The organism is Phaeodactylibacter sp., from assembly GCF_040219495.1.
Taxonomy (GTDB): domain Bacteria; phylum Bacteroidota; class Bacteroidia; order Chitinophagales; family Saprospiraceae; genus Phaeodactylibacter.
On the sequence record NZ_JAVJSK010000015.1, the window covers coordinates 1 to 24095 of the forward strand.

Sequence of the window (24095 nt, forward strand, 5' to 3'; positions counted from 1 at the left end):
ACTTCGGCTGATAACCAAAGCCTTGTGAACAGTGACGTCATGAAAAAATACTTATTTGACCCGCCAAACGCGCATTTTTTCATTTAGTCATAACCACAACTCTTTGATTATCAACTCTCGTTTGCTCCAAACATACACTTACAGGCTGCCTCTTTGACCTGCCAAAGGCACCTTCAGAAACACCGTTAGCACCCTGCCTGCTCAGCTGCACCTCGCGGGCAGGCACAAGGGCTTGATTCTCTAATTAAGAAACCACGTCAAACAGGCGTCTAATAATCGAAGCATGGATCACGACCAATCTGTAGAGAAATCAAAACCACATATTGTTATCGAAATTATTGAGTATGTGCCCGATGCCGTAGTCAGTAGAACTATTATCAAAAAGACTACGGGGAATGTCACCGCTACCTCAATGGCTATTGGTGAAGAAGTGGGTGCAAAAACAATCGCATTTGATACGTATGTGCAGATCATTGATGGGGCTGCAGAAATGATTATTGATGATAAAACTATTTCCTTAAAGCTGGGCGAAGGCATCATCATTCCTGCACATGCCAAGCATAGTTTTTCTGCCAATGAGCGGTTTAAAATGATTACTACCGTAATTAAAAGTGGATACGAAGACTAATGCCGCCGGCACTAGTCCGCCTGTCAAGTATGGAACAACGGGCAGTGCAGACCGCATAGGCTGCAAGACTCGGAGAAGTCAAACCTTTGTAACCTTGGCAACACCACCTGAGATCGACTTCGGAGAAGTTGCATGTTATATCCAGCCAAGGGGAAATACTACTTCTGCTTATCTATGGACACTCAGCTTTTCATACTTGACAAAGCACTGGCTCGTAATTCAAAAACCTTTAAAAACAAAAAAAATGTCAAAGCAAAAAGATGGTAAAAAGAAATCAGACAAAACAGCTCCTGCCAAAACAGCTAAGGAGAAAAAAGCCATGAAAGCATTGAAAAAGCTTAAGAAAAATGGCGGTGAAAAATTGATTACTTAAAATAGAGTTTATTAACGCAAATTTTGTATGTCTCTGAATGGTCTTTTTCACCAGCTCTGCATCTCGTCCTCACCTTCGTAGCTTAGGCTACGAGGTTCCGGGCGTTCTCCCGCTATTTTGGCGGGACAGGTCTTGATCTGGCAAAAAATACTCATCCATACCCTGTACAAAACTTACCTTAATAAACTCTAATCATTTTCAGCGTTTTTGATTAAAAATCAGCTATTGAATAGCTCAAACTTGCTTCTTGTGGCTTGTCAAATGCGCCACAGGAAACATGGGGAGCGCCATGCCTGCCTGGTCTTACCCTGCGGGTAGGCTTGTTTTCAGGACGAAACCATTTCAATGGATGCGCTAAAAGCAATACAATGCTCCAAGTAAATAAGCTAGGCATTATACTTTATAAAACGGACAATAGCTTTGAAAGCGAAGGTGTCCTTAATCCTGCTGTGATAAAAGTGGGCGATGCCATTCATTTGTTTTACAGAGCGGTTGCCAAAGGCAACTTTTCTACCATAGGTTATTGTCAATTATCAGCACCGACAGTGGTGCAAAGCCGTGGTGAGGCGCCTGTTTTGTTTCCACAAGCAGCATACGAGATTCAGGGGCTGGAAGACCCCCGGATTGTAGAAATTGACGGTACGTATTACCTTACCTATACGGCTTATGATGGCATTAATGCATTGGGGGCGTTGGCGACTTCCACTGATTTGGTGCATTGGGAAAAGCATGGGGTTATTGTGCCGGAAATAACGTACGAGGAGTTTAGGCATCTTATTGAGTCGGAAGGGACAATGCAAAAAAAGTACATTCGGTTCAATGACTACCAAAGAAGCCACGAAAAGCAAGATCGGAAAATCCTTTTATGGGATAAAAATCTGGTTTTTTTTCCCAGAAAGATTAATAATAAGTACTGCTTTTTACACCGCATTAAGCCAGATATTCAAATTGTAGTATTTGTAGATAAATTGGAAGATTTAACTATTGATTTTTGGCGGGATTATTTTTTAAATTTTGACAAATATGTTGTTCTGGCACCCAGGTACGATCACGAGGTAAGTTATATTGGTAGTGGTTGTCCTCCTATTGAAACGGCCGAGGGGTGGCTGATTATCTATCATGGTGTGCACGATACGGTAAAAGGCTACGTATATTCTGCCTGTGCGGCTTTACTCGACTTGAAAAATCCGCAAAAAGAAATTGCACGCCTGCCTTATGCGCTGTTTTTTCCCGAAAAACAATGGGAGCTAAAAGGAGAGGTTAATAATGTTTGCTTCCCTACGGGTGCCTTGCTGGAAAACGATACGCTCTATATTTATTATGGCGCAGCTGACGAACGCATCGCAGTGGCTTCAGTATCTCTAAAAGAGCTATTGAGGGAATTGGCATTAAATAAGAGCGTGTTGGGACTTTAATAATCGGTCTGCAAACTACACTTTTTTGCTTATACTTCGTCCCGAAAATCCTTCCCGCAAACTGCGGGACAGGCTATTTAGCTAAGGCTAAACTCCGGTTTTCGTGCCTCGTCTAATCAAAAAATTGTTAGTTTTCGACTAGAAGACAAAAGTCCCAACACGCTCTAAAAACCAGATACTATGACAACGGAGAGTGCCTCATACGGTTCAGGACCCGGATTTGTTCTTCGGAATACGACAACGCCACTTTTATCGGTTGATCGTAAAGCGCCGACTGAATCACGAAAGAACCTCCCCGAGGTGCTTTTTGTTACTTCTTTTCCGCCAAGGCAATGCGGTATAGCTACTTATTCGCAGGATTTAATAGATGCTTTGAACAATCAATTTGAAAACACTTTTGCTTGTTCTATTTGTGCATTGGAATCGGATACAGAGCAACATACATACGAGCAGTCACCCAAGTTTATTTTAAATACCGATCAGCAAAACGCTTTTGTAAAAGTAGCATCCAAAATAAATACGGACGACAACATCAAGCTCGTTGTAATACAGCATGAGTTTGGTTTTTATGCCGAGAAAGAAAAAGAATTCAAATACTTTTTCAACCGTATTTCCAAACCTGTTGTGTTTGTTTTTCATACGGTATTGCCCAACCCAAACGATGCATTGAGAGCGAAAGTGCAAGCTATGGCAGCAGCTGCTGCTTCGATAATCGTAATGACTAAAAGTGCTGCTGCTATTCTGGAAAAAGAGTATGGGGTTGCGACCTGTAAAATTGCGATCATCCCGCACGGTACGCATTTGGTCCCACCATTAGATCGGGAAAAAGTAAAAGCGCACTATCAGCTATCTGACCGAAAAGTACTTGCTACTTTTGGTTTGCTGGGGCCAGGTAAAAGTATCGAAACGACCTTGGATGCCTTACCTGCGGTGGTCAAAATGCATCCGGAAGTGTTGTTTTTAGTATTGGGGAAAACACACCCGTCCCTTGTAAAGCAAGAAGGGGAACAATACCGGCAAATGCTGGAAGAAAAAGTAAGGGCATTACATATTGAGGGGCACGTAAGGTTTGTAAATAAATATTTGCAACTACCTACACTGCTGGAATACCTTCAGGTTACCGATGTTTATTTATTTACCTCCAAAGACAGTAATCAGGCTGTAAGTGGCACGTTTTCGTATGCTATCAGCTCGGGCTGCCCTGTCATTTCCACACCTATTCCTCATACAAAAGAAGTATTGGGTGATGACAATGGAATAATTGTTGATTTTGAGAACCCCGCTCAATTGGCTACCGCTATTGTCGCATTGCTGGATGATGAAAAATGGAGAGCAGAAATTTCGTCCAATAGCTTCCACGAAATGGCGTCAACGGCCTGGCAAAACTCTGCCATAGCTCATGCTTTACTTTTTGAAGCGTTGACAGGAAATGCGTTCCAGTTAAATTATAAAGTTCCTGCTATCCATCTCGACCATTTGAAAAGGATGACCACGGATTTTGGGATGATACAGTTTGCCAAAATTTCTATCCCGGATAGGAATTCGGGTTATACTTTAGATGATAATGCCAGGGCTTTGATTGCTATGTGTCAGCATTATGAATTGTTTCAAAACGAACATGACCTGGAGTTAATAGACACCTATCTTCAATTTATAGCATATTGCTTGCAGGATGAGGGTTCGTTTTTGAATTATGTAAATGTCGAAAAGAAATTTACCCGCCAAAACTTCTCAGAAAATTTAGAAGACAGTCATGGCAGAGCGATCTGGGCTTTGGGTTACGTCATTTCTCTGAAAGAGATATTACCCATTCATTTGTCCAATGAAGCTGAAAGCATATTGCAAAAAGTGCTGCCCCACGTAGATAAAATACACTCTACCCGGGCAATGGCTTTTATGATTAAAGGCTTGTACTATCAGAACAAAGACGAAAATCTTTTTTTGATACAACTATTCGCTTACCGAATGGTGCAAATGTATAAGCACGAAAGCACAACCGATTGGCACTGGTTTGAAAACTATTTAACTTATGGGAATAGCCTGTTGCCTGAAGCATTGCTCTGTGCATACCTCCGCATCAGTAACGAGGATTATAAAGAAACCGCAATAGAAAGTTTCGAGTTTCTGTTGTCAAAAATATTCGTCGGCAACAGCATAAAAGTAGTATCAAACAAGGGATGGCATATTAAAGGCGAAAGTGCTAAAAACGTAGTAGGCGGAGAGCAGCCAATAGACGTAGCCTACACGATTATGGCATTAGCGCAATTTTACTTAGTATTCAAAAAGGACGAGTACAAACAAAAAGCCAGAATTGCTTTTGATTGGTTTTTAGGCAACAACCACTTGAACCGTATCGTCTACAATCCAGGTACAGGAGGTTGCTACGATGGGGTAGAGGAAGACAGTATCAACCTCAATCAGGGCGCTGAATCCACGCTTAGTTACCTGATGGCAAGACTGACTTTAGAAAAAGTTAGTGCTTTTGATCAGGACCGCAACGCAAGTTCGGAACGTGTGCCTAAAACGGAAAGCCCGGCTTCCCTGCGACGTAGGTACTTAGCTCACTAAGGCCAGGATTCACCAATTTTGGCTTGGCAGGCTATTTACGCTACCTTAGCGTAGATCAATACGGTTACTTATGTCCTTACCTTCTTCTCTTGCCAGGCACTTTCGCGGCGTCCTCTTCGGGGGTAACTGGTCTGACTCGAACTACAAAGATCAGCTTGCGGACGTGGACTGGAAAATGGCTACTACAAAAGTAGCCGGCTTCAATACCATTGCACAGTTGGTCTACCACGCCACTTATTACCTACCGCACATCGCTAATGTGCTGGAAGGGGGCCCGCTGCAAGCCCGGGATAAACACAGTTGGGAAACTCCCGATATTCAATCTGAGGCAGACTGGCAGGTCCTGCTCGATGGGATTTGGGTGGACGCTGAGCGCCTGATCGCACTTACCGGCAAGTTGCCTGAGGCTACCCTGTGGGCCGACTTCGCAGATCCAAAGTACGGGAACCACTTCAGTAACCTCAATGGGATCATTGAGCACCTGCATTACCACCTCGGGCAGATCGTACTCCTGAAAAAGTGGCTTGCTTAGAGCTGGGCATTTTTATCACAGGAAGTGCCCCGCCGGTTTTCAGAGTTTCTGGCTCAGTGCCCGGAACAATTGCCGGTAACCCACTTTGTCATCCTTGCCCAGGCGCACCATAATCAAGTTTTTCTCCGGGTGCACGTAAATGTACTGCCCGAGAATACCAATAGCCATGAAGTCCGGCCCGCATTTTTTGAAGGCGTACTGCCCGTCTTTGTAGGGCGTTACCCCAATACCTTCGGGAGCGGCCGCGGCTGCAGCGGTAGAATCGGGCGCATAGGCCCAATAGGTGCTGCTGTACCACTGATACTGATAGCAATTGTTATCGTACTCAGGCTGTGTGCTGCGTTTCACCCACTCGGCATTCAGCAGCTGCTTACCCTGCCATTGCCCACCGTTGAGGTACAAGCGCCCAAACTTTGCATAGTCGCGAGCCTGCGCGTTCAGGCAGCAGAAGGCCTTGGTGGTCTTGCTTTTTTTGCTGTCGTAGCTCCAGCTGGCCGGGAACTCCATACCGAGTGGCAGCCAGATTTTCTCTTCCAGGTAGGCCGGCAGTGTTTTTCCGGTCGCCCGCTCCACAATCAGGCCCAGCAATTGCGTATTGACGCTCTGGTACTCCCGGTAGGTGTCTGGCTCAGCAGCGAATTCAGAGCGCTCCAGGGTGTACTTTTCCAGTTGACGGCCATAGTAGTCGCGGGCTACTGGCGCAAAAGGGTTGAAGTAGCTGTTCTCGTTGTAGTCCAGCCCGCTGCGCATATCGAGCAAGTGCTCAATAGTCAGGCGGTTGAAGCGGGGGTCACGTGCTGTCAGTTCCGGCAAGTACCGGGTCACCGGATCGTCTACGCTTTCAATCGCCCCTTCCTGCACCGCAAAACCCACTAGTGCCGAGACAAAGGACTTGGCGACCGAAAAAGAAGGGTGGGGCGGGCCCTCTGCGGCATAACCATCGAAATACGTTTCGTAGAGAATAGTGTCGTTGCGGATGATGAGGAAGGCCAGTGACTTGCCATATTCTCCTACGTACCCCGGGAGTGTGTACGCCTCGTCATCTGCCGTCAGCTGGGTTTCGGCCAGCTTTTGCTGAATACTATCCGGGGCATAGTGGAAAGTAAAGGGGGCTTCGGGGGCTTCAATAGAGGTGGAGGGGAATTTTTTATAGTCGTTGACATCGGCAAAGTTCCAGAGGAAAAACCGGCCGATGTGGCAACCGGAAGCCAGGAATACCAAGGATACAAGACAAAAAAGCCGGAGCGTGTTAGAGCTTGTTGGGGTTTTGCTTTTGGAGCAAACGCAGCCAAATTTTGTTCTGATTAAGGCGTGGTACATTCAAGAATGGGATTAAAGGGGCCTGTTTTTGAATAACACTGCCTTAGCTACGTGACCAAAGAACAACGAAGAGCGGGATAAAATTTGGCGTGAGCAGTCCGAAGTGTGAAATCCCAATAAGCTCTTAGACATAGAAGGTAGTGTTTTGCCGTAAATGTACTCAAAAATCGCAGAGCGCTGCTGCCAGCTTTCGGTTTTGCAAGGAGGCCGCTAAAGTCTGCCGGAGGGGGAAATAGCTCACCCCACCAGGAAGCCCTCACGCAGGCGCTCAACCTCCGCTTCAAACTTGACCAGGCACTACCGGAGTGCCCTACCGCTTCACAAAACTAAAAGTGTGCTGCTGCCGGCCCCATTGGAGCTGTACCTGATAGGTGCCAGGCGTAAGGCGGTCCAGTCCCCGTAGCGTAAAAGTCCCCTGGTTCGCCGTTTGGGTAGAGGCGTTCACGGCCCTGCCACTGCTGTCGAACAGGCGTACGTTTACGGGGTTATTCCCTACTTCATCCAGCTCAATTGTGAGCGCTTCTTCAACCGGGTTGGGGAAGAAACGGACCTGCGGAGCCGCTGCAGAGGTAGTGCTCACCGGCCCCTCCTGGTACACCCGCACATAGTCGACCTCCATAGCACTGCTGCTGAAGTTCGGGCTGATGCTGGGTAAAATAGCGACATTGAATAGGAAGTACATTTCGGCGTCGAAGGGCCAGGTGTCTGCATTTTTCTCAGCCGGGTTGTAAGTCAGGTGCACCACATCATCTACAGCGAAGACGAGCTTTTCAGCCGTCCACTCCAGGGAGTAGACGTGGAAGTCGGTGGAGACGGTAGCAATCGTCTGGCCGCCTACGTTTACCGTGTTGCCGAAGCTGGAGGGGGTATGCGTAGCGCTGGTGACATGGTTTTGGTCGGTGCCCCAATGCTCCATGATATCAATTTCTCCGCAGGCGGGCCAGGGCGTGGTACCGTAGCCTTCGTTGTCCCAGTAGCCGCCGTCTTCATTTATGTTTTTGCCGAGCAGCCAAAGGGCAGGCCAGGTGCCGGGGCCAGTGGGTAGCTTGGCACGGATTTCCACCCGCCCATATTGGAACGCAAATTTGGAATTCAACCGGGTTGAGGTAAACTGCTTGGTATGCCCCTGATCGGTGAAGTTTTCCCGGCGGGCTTCAATTTTGAGAACACCATCTTCCACCCGGGCATTCTCAATACGGTCGGTATAGTGCTGTATTTCTCCGTTAAACCAGCTGTCGCCCTGCGGCAGCAGGGTTTGATGAAACCACTTATCGTCGTCAACTGCGCCATTTTCATCAAATTCGTCAGACCAGATCAGTTGATTAAAAACCGGGGCGGGAGGAAGGGTGCCTTCGAAGGTGACCTCATCAATATAGGCGGTTACCTGATCGGTGTTGTCCTCACCATTGACTTGTATCAGGACCCGGTTGAAGTCGGTGCGCTGCGTGGGCGGCGGCGAGTCAGGAGAAAGGTTGATGTAGTTGTCGCTGGCAAAATCAAAGGTCACGGTTTGCCATTGATCGGTCTCAATGGGCTTGATGATTTCGCTTTGGGTAGACCATGGCGCGTCCAGGTTGCGGTTTTGCAGTTTCAGGGACACCTGATTGGGCTGATTGCCGGTCAGCCCGCTGGAAGGGACGTAAATTTTCAGAGAAAAGGTATGCTCGACGGAGAGGTCAAAAGCAGGGTCTACGTCAAACCGGACATTGGCATAAAGCCCGCCGAAGTCTACATACGACAGCACAGTGGCAGAACTATTGCTGCCCTGTGGGAATGGGTTGGGAAAGCTGGTATCGATCTGGCAGTCATCTCCCGCCCAGTTCGTAATGTTGCCATTCCCCTCGAAGCCATCCTGTAGGGTTTGGGCGTGGAGGGAGCAAGAGAGGACGAAGAGTGCAATCAGAGAAGGTAAGGTGCGGATCATAGTTATAGTTTTGGATGCTCACCGAAGATAAGGATAATTTATATTCTACCAACCGGGTAGGGTGAGCGCTAGCTTCGCTATTCTGAGAGCATGTTTGGAGCAAACGATAGTTGATAATCAAAGGGATGTGGTGATGGCTAAATGGGAAAATGCGCGTTTGGCGAAGCCTGCCCCACAGCATTGCGGGGTCAAATAAGTGTTTTTCCATGACGTCCCGTATCCTTGCGGGATTCACAACACTTTGATTATCAGCAGAATTGCTCCTCCCAACACGCTCTAAGTTCGGCTTTGCTATGTTAATCCCCCGAAAACAAAGGGGAGGCTCGCTATATTCTTCCCGATGCTACATTTAGCATTGCTGGTTTATTGCCCGAAAAGAACAGACAAGCCCAGCCAGGGAATGACAAAAAGATTACCATCTCCGGTATTGGCAGGGATATATCCACCATAGTCGAGTGCTACTTTTGGCCAGACCGTACGGCCTCCGAAGGATAAAAACCCGATAGGGCTATTCGTAGCCGTACCCACAATAACATTTTCCGTGATCAGGTACCCTTTTTCCCCGATACGGTACATCCCACTGATGGTAATCGTTGGGGCATTCGCCCAGCCCTGGCCAGCGTACCCGTACCCAAGGCCGAGGGTCAGGTTTCGGTCCCGGTTGCCAATAGTACCTACACCGAAAGCGATCCCAAACCCATTATTGTCTGTTCCGGTATCACCCAGGACCGTCCCGATGAGGGCGCCACCTCCAATATTGAATTTATCCTTTTTCACGGGGATGCTGAATTTGGGGACAATCCACACCGGGGTAGGGGCCCCAGCGAAGAGGAATAAGGGCACGGTGCCCAGGCTCATGGAAAAATGATCGGTGACCCCAACGCTGACCTGATTGAACAGGATCAGGATGTTCTGGTAATAGCCTTCGCCGGGCTTTAGCCCAAAGCCATTGGGCGACCAAAGGTAACGGGTGGACTGTGGGTTGGAGCGCCAGATTTCCCCATTGTTGAACGACAGGTTGCCGGAAACGGGCTGAATGCTTTTGATGTTTTGCCGTGGGATGGAGATGATGCCCAGGACTGCTGTTTCGAGCTTGATGGTGCCCGTTGTCTGTTCTAAAATTTTCCCAACATACTCATTCCCATCAATGGTGGTGACCAGCGTAAGGCGGGAGGTATCCGCTGGGTTAAACAGGGTTGTTTCGCCTGAGTTGGAAAAGTCCTGGTTCTGCTGTTTATCCTGATAAAGTACCCGGGCCACCTGAGTCAGGCTGACGTGCTGTTTTTGGCTGCTGTCCTCAAAGGTGCGGTAGAAGAGTTTATCTTTTTCAAGCCCTTCAATGCGTACCAGCAGGGTATCGTTAGACGTGGTGATCAGCGTGTCTTGTGCGGAAAGGGAGGTGGTTTGGCTCAGCGCACAAATAGAGAGGAACAGCCATGCAATGTGCTTCATAGCGGTAAAGGTTTAGATCCGTAAGTTAGCGCTTTTGAAGGAGAAAGTCACATTGTTGGATGAGTAAAGCCCCGTTTAGGTTTCCTTTTCTGCCACTGCTTTTCCCTTTTGGGTACGCTGCATATAGCCCAGTGCCCAAAGCAGTATCCCGATCCAGTAAAACTCCACAACACGCTCTAAGGTTTCACAATGCTTCCCGCCCCCAGCAGCAGCCCCTGCTCATCCGTCAGGCGGGCGTGGTAGAGGCCGGCGGGTAAATCCGATACTGACAGGGTGCCGGCTTCGCCTTGTAGGGCCTGCTGAATCAGAGGCCGGCCAGCGAGGTCGAAGAGGGTGATCCAAAGCTGCTCCGGGCGGATATCCGAACCCACCCGCCATTGAACGGCATCGGTGGCTACGGTAGGGAATAGTTGCAGTTGGTTTTCGGCCTCCGTGAAATCCACCGTATTGATGACGGCCGTGTTCTCAAAATATTCGAAGATGACTTTGCCGTAACCGCTTCCTTCTTCGTAAGCCAATCCGGAGGTGAGTACATCCACATCTCCATCGGCATCCAGGTCAGCTGCAGCGGGAATAACAACAAGGCTGTTTAAATCAGATTGCAAGCCGAAAGCATTGCGCTGGGGAGGAGCAAAACTGGGCGCTTGCGCCGTGCCCGTATTCTCATAGTAGTCCAGAAAAGGCAGGTACATGTCCCCTTCGTACTGGTAAGATCCGCCACTTACGATATCAAGGTCGCCATCATTGTCAAAGTCGGCAAGGGCTGGCAGAAACAAGTAACTTTCCAGGGGGAGCTGCAGTCCAAAGGGGTTAACCTGAGGCGGGCCGAATGCCGGAGCCTCCGCTGTTCCAATGTTTGGGAAATAAACGGTTGCCGTCAATTCTGTATTGTAAAAGTAAGTGCCAACGAGGAGGTCCAGATCACCATCATTATCCAGGTCAGCTAGTTGGGGTGCGGTGGAATCTGTCCCATCCTCAAGGATAAGGCCAAAAGGGTTTAATACGGCCGGACCAAATGCAGGCGCAGTTGGCGTTCCGGTATTTTCGTAATAGGCAAAATAGGTAGCGTCGTAACTGGCATCGTACTGCCCGGTCAGCATATCCAAATCCCCATCGCCATCCAGGTCGCCGAAGGTCAGAATGGTAGCGTCCCCGAGTTCGCCTAAGCCAAATGGGCTGGCTACCAGCTCACTGAAAACAGCTTCGTCTGGCGTACCCACATTCTCCTGAAAGAAAACCGTCGTACCGTAGTTAGTACTTTCATCAAAAGTAGACCGGTGCAGAAGGTCAAAGTCCCCGTCTCCATCGATATCCACCAATTGTGGCAAAGGGAACAGCTCATTATCATTTTGTTCCAACCCCAGGGCAAACGGGTTTTGTTCAGGGGCTGCAAACTGCTGGGCATTTGCCTTTCCGCCAGCAATTACAATAGCAGATACAGCTATGCCCTGCCGGAGGCGCTGTATTGGGACCACCTGGCTCAGGCGCCGGAACAACTGCCGGAGGCGGAGCAGTAGTGCCTGCTGTTTAGGTTTGCTCAGGAGTTGGAACCGCCCGCTGGCCAGCAAGCGCTTCAGCTTCTGATTGAGCGCTATAAATCTCCGGTAGGTCGCTGCAATTGGTAAAGGTTGGTACTTCATTACTTTTAATTTTCAAGCCTTGAGTTTAGAAAATTATTCCGTCTCGGGTCTGGCCCAGTACGTTTTTTCAGGAATAGAAAGCCCAAGTTTGTGCGCTTCCTGTTCGGTATTGAGCAGGTTGGGGCGTTGCAACCCGGGCAATATAAGGATGTCATAGATTTCATCTACGGAAGTCTGATAGCGGATTTGTCCAACTGTGGCTCCGGTGGGCAGGTGTACAATTGCAATGCCTGCTTGCCGGGCCTGATGCTCCATAGGCAGTTTGGCAAAGGTGCTGGAATTGGCGCGCAGGCGGGAAAGCCCGATGAAGGCATAGTCCCCGCAGCGCCCCAGGCCGCGCACGAAACTGTTGAGCCGGGCTACTACGTCGTAGCTGCCATCTTCGGGAGCTACCCTGATCAGCTCGCCGGTGGCAGAAAGCAGGACGTAGAGCTGTCCGTCATAGAGCCTTGGCGAGTGGGGCATGGCCAGCCCTTCGAGGAGGGCTTCTCCACTTTCGATATCGATGACCACGCCGGTTTTTGTAATATTTTCCCTCCAGCTCTGTCTGGTATCCCCCTGATTGAAAGCGGTGGCGTAGCGGGGGTGCCCATTTTGCATAGCCATCCCATTCAGGTGGCAGCGGTCTTCGTGCGACAGTTGGCTGACAAAAGAGGGCTTCCATACAGGCGTAAAGCTAAAATGCTCGTCGATTTTGCAGATGCAGGAGAAGGAGGTATTGACTGCATACAGACCGTCGTCTCCCCATTCCAGGTCGTGAATGTCAATTTGGCCGGTATAAAAGGTCGCTCGGGGCATGAAGAGGGCATCGTACGTTCCAGGCTTGGAAGGGTAGTGGGCTGCGAGCCCCGGCGAATTGGTGAGCAGATGTACTTCGTCTTGGGTGGCAATAGCCATTTGTGGCCCCTTCAGCGCTATGCCCATCGGCTTCTTAAAACTGCGTGGCAGCTGTATAAGGCGCTCGCCGTCCACTGAGCTAAGCAGCACGACCTTACCTGCCTGATAGGTGCTCAGGGCAATGGTGCATCGAAGTTGCTGCAGCAGCTCCGGTACATTAGGGGTATACGTACAGCTGAACGGGGCAGGCGGGTTGGGTGGTGCCGGTTTATTCATAGTTACAGTGGCGGGTATCTTCGCTGTGCGGCGAAGTGCCCATTTTTATGCCAGATATGCTTGCGCCCTTTCGGGGTTTACGGCTGGCAAAGGTGATTTTTATCCTTATGGTATACGAGTACTAATCCTAATTCGCTGCTTAGAGCTTGTTGGGATTTTACCCTTCGGGCTGCTCTTGCCAAATTTTGTCCTGCTCTTCGGTCACGCCTCGATCAGAACAAAATTAGGCTAGTTTGCTCCAAAAGCAAAACTCCAGCATCTCTTACTCACATGCAGCTAAGTAAATTGGCGGCTTGCCCCTGATTTTTTTCATGCCGGAAACCGTTTTCTCATGATAAAGATCAATGCAAAACGATGGCTGCAACGGTATCTTTCCTTTCTAAAATCAGTCGATATGCGAATCCTGTTGGTCTTTTTATTATTGGTACACGGGCTCATCCACCTCTTCGGCTTTTTGAAAGCTTTTAATATCTATCAGTTTGAACAGCTGACTCAACCGATTTCCAAAACGCAGGGTGTACTGTGGTTAATAGCCGCGGCCCTGTTCGGTGGCGTACTGCTGTTTTACCTGTTCAATACCCCGGCTTGGTTTGGAGTGGCGCTTGCGGCAGTCCTGCTCTCCCAGGGCCTGATCATTTTGAATTGGACGGATGCGAAATTTGGGACCATCGCCAATCTTATCATTCTGGGTTTTGCCTTTTTGAGCTGGCAGGCCTGGCGCTTCGAGCAAGTTTACAAAGCTGATGTTCAATCGGGGCTGGAAAGTATGGAGCACCACACGCAAGAGCTGCTCACAGAAGCTGATTTACAGCATCTACCCGGCCCTGTACAACGATACATTCGGTACTCGGGGGTAGTCAATCAACCCAAAGTGCATAGCTTCCGGGCTGATTTTGAGGTGGAAATGCGCAATAAAGGCCAGGATTGGATGACGATGACGGCTGAACAGCACAACTTCTTCGATACCAGTCAGCGGTTGTTTTTTCTAAAGGCAAAAGTAAAAGGCATTCCCGCGCAGGGGTATCACCTCTACAAAGAGAATCAGGCCAGCATGGATGTCCGGTTACTATCGGTCCTGCCCATCGTGCATGCGAGTGGCCCGGAGATGTTTGAGGCGGAGACCGTCACTTTTTTCAATGATATGTGCATTATGGCTCCGGCGGCATTGATTGATCAGCGGATTAAATGGACTCCGGTGGACAGCAACACGGTGCGGGCTGCTTTTACCCACAAAGGGACGACTATAGAAGCTACGCTCTTTTTTAACAGGGAAGGGCAACTGATCAATTTTGAGTCTGACGACCGCTATGACATCAACGCCATGCAGAAATACCGGTTTTCGACGCCCCTCAGTGCATACGGTAAAATGGGCAATGCACAACTGGCAAAATACGGAGAGGCCATCTGGCATTATCCGGATGGCCCCTTCGTATATGGGAAGTTTAAGATCAGGGAGGTCGTGTACAACCCCTAAAACACTAGCGCATGGAGAAATCAATCGGGATGATCATCCTGCGGGCACCAACGTACGCCTGTCTGTTGTCTATCAACGCTGGCGCTTCGTTCATGACCCTTACCACTTCTGCATCAAAAGCAGGGTCGGGGCTCTGAGTGATACGGTATTGACTGATGTGCCCCTGCTGATCGACGGAGATGACAACTACAACCCGGCCTTCTTTCATGATGGTCCGTAATTTTTCCGGATAGGTGATGGCATCAGCAAGGTACTGCATAAGCGTTTGCTGTGCTTGTCGGTTATGGGTTTGGATGAGGGCATTCCGCTTGGCGATTTTCGCGCTCAAGCTACGCTCTGCCTTGGGGGTTTGCACTGCGGCGACCTCTTCTAAAGTCAGGTGAGCCGTGTATTGTGCGTTGGCGAAAGTAAACAGGCAGCAGGTGAAGATGGCAATGCAAATCGTTTTCATAATGGGTTATGTTTTATTGTTTGCTTCTTTATTTTGCCACATCCGGAAAGGTTACCCGTAAGTGCTGTTTTTTTTGCTCATTGCAGCCTGTGCTCATTGGAAGGCGCCCAACTCGTTACGATGTATGCAGGCACAGGGTAAGTGTAAACGGTGTTGTGGAAATTAGAAAAATCCGATTTAGGATAATCTCCTTGCTATAAACGCCAGATTCATGTACCTTTGCAAGGCTGGAAAAACACAAACTCCTCCCAATCCAGCACCCAAATCCATCAATCCTGCCGATCAAGCCCCCTTTTTTGGTGCCCCTGCTTTATAGATGCAGTAGGCACCGCAGCATTTGTGTTGGAAAAGCAGCACAGCGCAAAAAACAAATAAGCACTAAAAACAAGTTTTATGAAAAAACGGTATGCACTATCCGTTTCTATTGAGCCGATCCACTTTACAAAGCTTACCCTTCAGGCCCTATTCCTGAGTTTGTCTCTACTGGGCGTTCTGTCAACAGGTATGGCTCAGGTGGCAGTAACATATCCGGCGCAAGCCGAAGATGTCGTGGCCTGCAATGCCCCCGGAGCACTCCGGGTACGGCTCCGGTTTACCTCCAATAGCGCAGACGTGCCGGTTGTTACCATCAATTTACCTCCGGGGCTGCAGTATGAAGCCGGTAGTCTTAGCGCGCTTGGGGGCAACCTGAGTATTGAGGAGAGCGACCTCTCTGATCCGGGAGCGCCGCAGTTTTCGGTGACCCCTGCGGATGTTTCCGCCAACGATATTGTCGATTTTTCCATCATCCGCTCCGGTGGGTGCGAAGCCCGCGCCTTTGCCGTCAACGGTGGTTTGTTCAAGGATACGGTGATGGTGCAAACTGCCGCCGGTATCGTCATAGAAAACAACCCCAACCTCAACACCTACAATTTGCTGTTTGCTTCCCTGAGCCATCAGTACCCCAATGGGCCCAACAGCCAGGATACCATCATCAGTGATGTGCCGCAGACGATCAACCGGCCGGTACGGCTGACCCAGGGCGGGCTGGGTTTTGTGGATGCATTAACCTACTACGTGGTGCTGGGCGACGTGCAGGACTATGCCCTGTGGTTTGGCGGGAGCCCCCTCGTCCCCTCGGCCAGTAGTGGTGATACGCTGTTTTATGAGTTGAGTGCAAGCTTGCAGCCCGGTATTTTTGGAGGCGATGCCCGTTTTTCCAACGGGGAGCAGATCGACTTTGAGGAACGCTTTGAAGTGCAAACCTGTACACAGGGCCTCAACCGGGTGGCCCACCATGCCTATTGGGGCTGTGGAGCGGACATTTGCCAGCGCAGCATTCCGGCTACGGGGTCTGTGGCGGTGATTGTGCCCCAGCCTTCTATCGTCACCGGTAAGCTGTTCGACCGCAACCTGCCGGCCTGCCTCGATGGGTCGACGCCCGATCAGTTCGGCTTTTTTATTGAGAATACCGGCGCGACCACGGCTCAGTTCGGCTTTCAGCTGGGCTTTGAGGGGAGCACCAGTATTCCGGTATTTGGTGATTACGCGGCCAACAGTGCTTCCATTGATACCGCTTCCATCCAATTGACGCTCAATGGAGCGGACATCTCCCGCTCGCCCGATGAGGTGTTTGGAGCGGTGAACTTCTGCCTGGCAGGCCTTCCCAAAGGAGAGGTCAGTGCAGCCCGCTATTTCAATTTCACCCTTCACCCCGGCGACCGCCTGGAGATTCGGGGCGACTACGTGTACTGCTGCCGGGAGTCCTGCAATACCAACCTCAGCTGGCCTACGCCTATTGCTCGATTCCAGGTGCGGGATGCCTGTGGCAATATCCCCCGTATGGAGCTGGCCAGCCACGACTTTGCCAATGCGCGCCTAGGCACCACACCGACCATCATCTCCGGGCCGGCCACCATCTTCGACGGCCAAACGGCCACCTACTGCTTTCAGTACCCTTCGCTGGATGGCTACCCCAATGTAAGCGGGGATAACACCTATGCGGTAGAGCTGAGCATGCCTGCTGATTTTGACCTGCAGCTCACCGGTGATGCACAGGTACTTGATGTTAGCGGCGCCCCCCTGCCTTTCGAATTGATCGGGCTGGGCACCGGCCGGCCAAGCCTGATCATTCAGCAATCGGATTATACCGGGGGAGCGGTGGAGTTCTGCCTGGACCTGGCATGGAGCTGTGGGGGTGCCGGGCTGGTAGAAATGCCCGTTGTGCTGTACCAAACGGTTGGTACGGGTTGTGAAGCCGCCTGCTATCTGGGCATCAGCTGCAGCAGTTTTCCGGTCCTGCTTTTCTGCCCCGGCGGCGGGTGTGACGGCGGCGGCGGGACGGTCACCTACAGCGCGACCGAGCGGATTAATGTCGGTTTCTCGGATCCAGGCAACGAGCGGGTTTGGCAGAACAATGCACCTGCTGATAGGGCACTCGCCCGCCTCGACCGGGCAGCGCCCTGTGATACCATGCGGACTACCGCCGGGCTCGGTGTACTCAGCGGGCCGAACGGGCCCTGGGCGCAGGGGCGCTTCCGGCAGGCCATGCTTTTCCCTTACTTCAAATCCCTGGGCGCCAAAGTCAGGGTGTTTAATAACGGGGCCCTGATCGGAGAAGTGGACGATGTCCCGGTAGCCAATGTACAGGGGGATACGCTGTTTGACTACAACCTTTCGGCAGCCTATCTGCACGAGCTTGACCCCACCTTCCCGGAAACATTCGTGTACGCACCAGGTGACAGTGTTTTCATAGAGACCTACTATTACTTCGATCCGGTGCTCGCGCAGGGCGATTTTTACGATTATGCTGTGGAGGGGTTCAGTCCGGTCACGGCCTACTGTGTAGACAACCAGGACATCCGCAACGCCTTCGACCTGTCAAACAACGATTTTCAGACCCGCGATGGCTGCGGTGTCACCATCGACCGGGTACAGCTGGTCTCGGCAGCGGTCAGTTTTGCCTCTGGCGGTACTGGCAGCTTCACCGGCTGTGAGGAGCTGACCTGGGAGGTCTTCACCCGCACGCAGCGGGGTTGTGTGATCAATGACGATATCGACTTCTTCCCCAATGAATTCCGGCCGGTTTTTGCATTTGATACTTTTGCTCTGGCGAAGATTCCCGGCTACACCTTCCGGCGGTTGCAGTACCGGCGCAGCCCGGCCGTCTTTACCATTGATGTTGAGCCTTTCGCCGAAGACGCCGACAGCCTCTACTTTGATATTCGGAACTTATACAGCGACCGGGGCGGCCCCATTCCATTATGGGAAGAGCAGGCGCGGGACGAGATTCTGAAGTCTTTCTGGCAGCCCTCCTGTGCCTCAGAGCAGGGTGCCGTTTACGGGTCCGCAAGAGTACAATACGAAGACCCTTCCTGTGGTGCCTTGTTCAGCCTCGACCGCACCAGGCTGCTCAGTTATACCCCTATTGGGCAGTTCAGCTATGTGCTCAACCCTCTCGTCAATAATGCTTTTACCGAAGAGAACTGCTACACCTTGTCGGTTGCCAATACCGGCGTGGGCAGTGGCTTCAACGTACCTTACACCTGGCTGGAGGTCATCAGCGAAGATGGCTTGGTAGCCGTGGAAAGTATACGTGAGACCGGGGGCAGCTCCATTAGCCTGGATGGAGCGGGCATCTATCAACTGGGGCAGCACGCCAGCAATACCACTGAGCAAATTGAGATCTGTGTGAGCCAGACGAGCTGTCAGCCCGATAGCATCCTCGTCGTCTACGGTTGGAATTGCGAAGGCTACCCCAGCCTGGAAAACCCCGTGGAGTCTTGTTTTCTGGATACCCTGGTGGCTTACATCAACCCACAGCTCGCCGAAGTGCAGCTTCAGATCACAGATCAGCCCAGCCCCTCCGAGCCATTGGAGCTCTGCGGTACCGATACCATTGAGGTGCTGGTCAACAGCGCACAGCAGGCCGACCTGCTCAACCCTGTCCTCGATGTCATCCTGCCACCGGGCGTGGAGGTGAATTCCATGAGCGCAGGCTATCCCAACGATGGCAGTATCGTCTTTGAGTCCCTGCCGGGCATCATCAACGGAGATACCGTTACATTTGACCTGACGGCCCACTCCCGGGTCGTTGGCGACAGCCTGCCGGGCACTTTCACCAACCCCAACTTTGCCAACCGGCAGATGCGGCTCGTTTTTGAAATTGAAACCGGCTGTGGTTTTGATCCGCTGAAAACGGTGGCTTTTTACCGGGCCCGTGGCTTCAGCCCCTGTAGCGACCCCGCTATCGGTTCGGAAATATTGGTCGCTTCCAACCCTATCAACGTAGTAGGAGCGGATGCGCCCTACAGTACTTCGCCAGAGGTCACCGCAAATGGTGCCCTTGAAGGATGCGGCAGTACGGTCCGGGTCAGTGCAGCTTTCAGTCTGATGGACGGCGAGACTACCGGTAGAGATACTTCCGTATTGGTGGTGCCCCCCGGTATTGGGTACGTGCCCGGCAGCCTGATTTGCGAAAGCCCGGATGCTGGCAGTTGCCCGGTGTTTGCGGGTATTCAGCTTAATGCCGATGGGCAGGCCGAAATCCGCTTTGCCCTTCCCGAAGCCCTTCTCGCCGGCACCGAAATCGCATTTAGCTTTGAGGTGGAAGAGGCAGGCGCTGCCTGTGCAACCCCCGCAGTCGCGCTGTTCCGCAACCTGATCACCCGCGATCCGCTTACCTGCAACGGCTTGCCCTGCCTGACCGAGCTCGAAGTAGCCACCGGGCAGGATACCGTAGCGCTCACCATTCAAAAGCCCGTCTACACCTTTACGGGGACGAGCTTGTGCGTTGGGGCAGATAGCACCTTCCAGTTAGAAGGCAGCCTGCTGGTCAGCGGTACCGGGCAGGCAGCAGATGAAGAGGTGACGCTGCAAGTGTACTGTACGGGTGCTAACGGGCAGCCTTCCGGTATGCCGATTAGTAGCGTAGTGCTCGACGGTCTGGCGCCAATCGGGAGCCTGCTGCCCATAGATTTGGACGGCGAGCTTTGCGCAGGAGCTACCGGGCTGTGGCTGGAAGCTACGCCCAGCTGCGGTTGTGATACCGCGGTGCTCTTCCTGCCGCTGAGCGCCCCCACTGCGGTAGCCTGCCCGGCTGACTTTTCTGTTTGCCTCGATGCCAGCCCCATACCCCTGACAGGAGCCACTCCCGCAGGCGGTGTTTATGAAGGGGCAGGCGTGACAGGTGCCACCTTCGACCCCGCTTTGGCGGGCGCAGGCATACACCCGATCGTCTACACCTACACAGACGGATTAGGTTGTCAAAGCAGTTGTACGTTCGACATAGAGGTAGCAGCCCTGCCAGAAGTAACCTGTCCGCCCTCCTCAACCGTATGCATTGATGTACCGGCCTTTGCCCTGTCGGGCGCATTGCCGGAAGGCGGCACCTACACCGGCCCCGGCGTGGCGAACGGCATTTTCGACCCGGTCTTGTCCGACTCCGGCTTACATAGCCTGACTTATACCCTCAGCGATAGCAGCGGTTGCAGTGCAGCTTGCACCTTTACCATAGCGGTGGATACCCTGCCCGAATTGGACTGCCCGGACTTACCTGCGGTTTGTGTAGACGGCACGCCTTTCGTCCTGACGGGCAGTCTGCCTGTTGGCGGCACCTACACCGGCCCCGGCGTGGAGAACGGCGTATTTGACCCGTCTGAGGCAGGTATGGGCGTACATGTGCTGACTTACACCTATACCAATAGCAGTGGCTGCACCAGCAGTTGTAGTATTGAAATCTCCGTTAACGGCCTTCCCGCCGTCACCTGTCCACCGGATCAGGAAGTATCGCTCAGTGATGATGCGTTCGAACTGAGCGGAGGCGCACCGGCAGGAGGCATCTACAGTGGCCCCGGCCTTAGCAACGGCGTATTTGATCCTTTGGCAGCCGGTACCGGAGCCCATGTGGTCACCTATACCTTTACCGATGTTGCCGGCTGTACGGCGAGCTGTTCCTTTACCCTCACGGTATCCGCTGCTTTCGCCGAGCTGGGCGATTTTGTCTGGCTGGATGCCAATCAGAACGGGCTACAGGATGCCGGAGAAAGCGGTCTGCCCGGCGTACAAGTCATACTGGAACGAGCGGAAGGCAATACCTTCCTGCCCGTAGACACCACCGTGACGGACGGCGCGGGCTACTACCACTTCATTGTAGCTCCGGGTGCATACCGGGTCCGTTTTATTCCCACCAATGGACTAGAAGTCACGATGCCCCTTCAGGGGCAAGACCCGCAGTTGGACAGTGATGTGCTGCCCGATGGCCGGGTGACAGGGGTGTACGTGATTGAGGAAGGCATGGCAGACCTCTCTATTGATGCCGGCTTTTTCTCCATTTGCGATAATGTCACCGACCCCGGTCAGATCGGCCCGGATCAGTACCTCTGCGGCCCTGGCAATACCCCGGAGCCAATGGTAAGCCTTAGCGGCCCGGAAGGCGGCAGCGGGGCGCTTGAGTACCTTTGGATGCGCAGTATCCTGGCGGGCCCCTTCAACCTGCAGACCTGGGCGCAAATCCCGAATTCCAACAGCCCCGTCTACGCCCCCGGCCCGCTGTCGGAAACCACCTACTTTGCCCGCTGTATCCGCCGTGAAAACTGCACGGTATACCTGGAAAGCAACATCGTAACGATAGAAGTGGGCAACGAGTCTGTAGCCGAAATGACGGCCCCGGAAGTCCTTTGTGTAGGCGAACCCGCTACCTTCACGGCTGCCGATGCCGGGCCGGGCGCTCTGTACGAATGGACGATGGGGCTTGGCCTCGCTCCGTCCTCAGCTACGGGCCCGGAAGTGACGCTGTCCGCGCCCTATTCCCACGGCCGCTTCAACGTCACCCTGTCCGTCACCACCAATGGCTGTACCGCGACGCAAACCCGCCGCATCACAGCCACACAGAGCCCGTTTTACTGCGGTGCCCCGCTGCCCCTCAGTGCCAATGAACTGGACATACAGGGCGTGAGCTGCGTGAAAGTCGACTGGATGCTGGAAGAGCTGCAGCCCGGCTATACCTACACGGTGCTGCATCTGGCGCCCGGTGATGATACCTTCCGCCCCATTGCCTGGTACGATGCGCCCACGGGCTACCTCGGTGCGCAGTGCTACTACAAGCACCTGCATGACGACCCCGGTCCCGGCGTACACCGCTATCAGCTGGAAATACAGACTCCGGACGGCGGGCTGCTGTATTCCGAAGTAGCCTTAGTCGCCCTGCTGGACGAAGTCGTGCTATTCCCCAATCCGGCCACCCATCAGGTTACGGTCTCCCTGGCGGAGCCCTTTGGCAGAGGCGATGTGCTGGAGCTGTTTAATGCGCAGGGTCAAATCCTGCAACGGCAGTATATCCAAACCAACGATACACAACTGGACCTGGACTTGTCCGGGCTGCCGGCTGGTCCATACTTTGTGCGGCTGCGGGATGGGCAGACGAAGTGGGAGCTGCTGCGGTTTGTGAAGGAGTAGAGTGGGGGTTTAGGGTTTAGGGGGTAGGGTTTAGGGGGGCTGGGCTTTTGGCCCAATGGTGTAGGTTGGAGGGCGTAGGAAACGCCTCTTGCTCTTTGGGAGTGAGGGGCGTTTTTTATTGGAGGGATTGGTTTTTTGGGGACATTGTTTTATATTGTTTCCGTAATAACTTTCGCGCCCATTCTGTCAATAGCTGAAAGAACTGGGTAAAATGGTAACTAAAGCCCTGCTCTGAATGAATAAAACCACTGAAACGGCAGTCTATCGGGTCTTCAAATTGATCCGTTTGCTCAATAGTACCCCACGCCGGAGCGCGCGTCAGCTAGCACAGCTTTTAAATACTTCAGAATCCACTCTTTATCGGCATCTTGACCTGCTGGAGGATCTTGGGTACCCCGTGGAGACGGATGCTTATGATCGAAAGTTTTTACAGTTTCAGTTCGAGAAAGGAGGCAAAAGTGTACTGGAGCCGGATGAATTATTCTTCTTGCAAGATCATCTGCAGCAAACGGCGAGCGATACTCCTGAGGCGCAGGCGATTTTGCATAAGTTCAACCTGAACCTCAGCATGATCCCCATAGCGGATGCGCTCCCACAGCTACATGCGAGCCGTATTTTGCAACTTATCCGGACGGGCATTGAGACCGGTTCCTGTATAGCATTGAAGAATTATCAATCACTTTCGAGTGACACAGTAAGCGATCGCCGTGTAGAACCCCTCGAGTTGACGAGCGACTACCGCTACCTGATAGGCTGGGACCTGGACAAAGACCGGCAGAGCCAGTTTAAAATTGCCCGCATCACGGATATCCACTTCCTGGACCAAAAAGTGCAGCCGCAACGGGTAGCCTCCCCCACCGACCTCTTCGGCCTGACCGGCGACAAATGGATGGATGTCAAACTGAAGCTCAGCAATCTGGCGCACCACCTGCTGGTGGAAGAATTCTCCCATAGCCGGCCCTACATCAAACGGCGGCGGGACGGGGTGTTCTTCGAAGGTCAGGTACGCAACTGGAAGGGCATTGGCCGTTTTGTATTGGGCCTGCCGGGGGAGATTGAGGTGGTGCAGCCGGAGGCGTTTAGGGAATATTTGCGGAAGCGGGTGAAGGGATGGCAGTATTGAAGCTTGGCTTGCCAGGTTTCTAACTGACATTCCCTGGCTCCTGGCAAGTCTAAAACAGAGCAAAAAGAAAAGGCAATGCGCGGGTGGTGCGCAAAGCCTTTTGAGGATAGTTTTTAACGGTACAATCCTTGTTTTAGTGGATTACGTTGATAAAGTCAAAAAATAAATCCAGTTTCAAGCTTTCTTGTAGTAGACTGATTATCAATAGATTTAGAACGTGAAATTAATCTTGGTCCATCACAAAGATAACATATTGGCTTGCATTATCGATACAAAACGTGTAATTTTGTTTTATGGATATATTTATTGTAAAAGTTGTAGAGCGATATAATTATCAAAATGAACAAAACACACTTTTATTTGACAATTACAGGGTCTAGTTTGATACTGTGCATTTGTTCTTGCTTCCTATTTGCCCAAAGTGCAGCCTATGCGCTGACAGTTTGGTTAGTTATAGTATTGTATTTGATATGGAGTTATTCAAATTCAGATAAGCTAAGCAGTTTTAAATTCAAATTTTTAAAGCTATTTCTTATCGAGTCTACATCTGGCAAAAAGGAAAATGCTGACGAGCAAGAAAACCGGAAGAACACATAGAAGCAACATTCCCGTTATTTGGGAATGAGGTGCTGTAATTTTGCAGATATA

Annotated in this window: 14 protein-coding genes; 8 read left to right on the top strand and 6 right to left on the bottom strand. The window is 51.6% G+C overall.

From position 1 onward, the window contains the following. Positions 1 to 283: 283 nt before the first annotated feature. The 5 genes from RIC19_RS02595 to RIC19_RS02615 all read left to right on the top strand — a co-directional run bounded on the left by RIC19_RS02595 (position 284) and on the right by RIC19_RS02615 (position 5516). Positions 284 to 628, top strand: a complete 345-nt coding sequence (locus tag RIC19_RS02595) for a cupin domain-containing protein (protein WP_350176534.1) — start codon at positions 284 to 286, stop codon at positions 626 to 628. Between the two features lie 94 nt (positions 629 to 722). After that, positions 723 to 1001: a hypothetical protein gene (locus tag RIC19_RS02600; protein WP_350176536.1), complete on the top strand. Its 279-nt coding sequence runs from the start codon at positions 723 to 725 to the stop codon at positions 999 to 1001. 368 nt (positions 1002 to 1369) lie between these two features. Then, positions 1370 to 2416, top strand: coding sequence for a glycoside hydrolase family 130 protein (locus tag RIC19_RS02605; protein ID WP_350176538.1), 1047 nt, complete (start codon positions 1370 to 1372; stop codon positions 2414 to 2416). Between the two features lie 180 nt (positions 2417 to 2596). Next, the gene (locus RIC19_RS02610; RefSeq protein ID WP_350176540.1) at positions 2597 to 4984 is read left to right on the top strand and encodes a glycosyltransferase; all 2388 of its coding nucleotides are present in this window, start codon (positions 2597 to 2599) and stop codon (positions 4982 to 4984) included. Between the two features lie 70 nt (positions 4985 to 5054). After that, entirely contained in the window at positions 5055 to 5516 is a 462-nt protein-coding gene (locus tag RIC19_RS02615; RefSeq protein ID WP_350176542.1) for a DUF1572 domain-containing protein, read from the top strand. A gap of 39 nt (positions 5517 to 5555) precedes the next feature. Here the strand turns inward: RIC19_RS02615 and RIC19_RS02620 are convergent, their stop codons facing one another. The 5 genes from RIC19_RS02620 to RIC19_RS02640 form a co-directional block, all read right to left on the bottom strand. Continuing rightward, the gene (locus RIC19_RS02620) at positions 5556 to 6737 is read right to left on the bottom strand and encodes a serine hydrolase domain-containing protein (RefSeq protein WP_350176544.1); all 1182 of its coding nucleotides are present in this window, start codon (positions 6735 to 6737) and stop codon (positions 5556 to 5558) included. Between the two features lie 409 nt (positions 6738 to 7146). Beyond that, positions 7147 to 8760, bottom strand: a complete 1614-nt coding sequence (locus RIC19_RS02625; protein ID WP_350176546.1) for a family 16 glycosylhydrolase — start codon at positions 8758 to 8760, stop codon at positions 7147 to 7149. 363 nt (positions 8761 to 9123) lie between these two features. Further along, the gene (locus tag RIC19_RS02630; RefSeq protein ID WP_350176548.1) at positions 9124 to 10212 is read right to left on the bottom strand and encodes an LSm family protein; all 1089 of its coding nucleotides are present in this window, start codon (positions 10210 to 10212) and stop codon (positions 9124 to 9126) included. Between the two features lie 176 nt (positions 10213 to 10388). Continuing rightward, positions 10389 to 11852, bottom strand: a complete 1464-nt coding sequence (locus tag RIC19_RS02635; protein ID WP_350176550.1) for a T9SS type A sorting domain-containing protein — start codon at positions 11850 to 11852, stop codon at positions 10389 to 10391. A gap of 33 nt (positions 11853 to 11885) precedes the next feature. Next, positions 11886 to 12965: a TIGR03032 family protein gene (locus tag RIC19_RS02640; protein ID WP_350176552.1), complete on the bottom strand. Its 1080-nt coding sequence runs from the start codon at positions 12963 to 12965 to the stop codon at positions 11886 to 11888. Positions 12966 to 13359: 394 nt separating this feature from the next. Between RIC19_RS02640 and RIC19_RS02645 the strand changes: the two genes are divergently transcribed. Then, positions 13360 to 14439: a DUF6544 family protein gene (locus RIC19_RS02645; RefSeq protein WP_350176554.1), complete on the top strand. Its 1080-nt coding sequence runs from the start codon at positions 13360 to 13362 to the stop codon at positions 14437 to 14439. 4 nt (positions 14440 to 14443) lie between these two features. Here RIC19_RS02645 and RIC19_RS02650 read toward each other — a convergent pair whose 3' ends face one another. Beyond that, the gene (locus RIC19_RS02650) at positions 14444 to 14890 is read right to left on the bottom strand and encodes a TonB family protein (protein ID WP_350176556.1); all 447 of its coding nucleotides are present in this window, start codon (positions 14888 to 14890) and stop codon (positions 14444 to 14446) included. Positions 14891 to 15283: 393 nt separating this feature from the next. Between RIC19_RS02650 and RIC19_RS02655 the strand changes: the two genes are divergently transcribed. Both RIC19_RS02655 and RIC19_RS02660 read left to right on the top strand, forming a co-directional pair. Then, entirely contained in the window at positions 15284 to 22324 is a 7041-nt protein-coding gene (locus tag RIC19_RS02655) for an SdrD B-like domain-containing protein (protein WP_350176558.1), read from the top strand. A 235-nt stretch (positions 22325 to 22559) separates the two neighbouring features. After that, on the top strand, positions 22560 to 23447 hold the full coding sequence (locus RIC19_RS02660) for a helix-turn-helix transcriptional regulator (protein WP_350176560.1): 888 nt from the start codon (positions 22560 to 22562) through the stop codon (positions 23445 to 23447). Positions 23448 to 24095 lie beyond the last annotated feature (648 nt).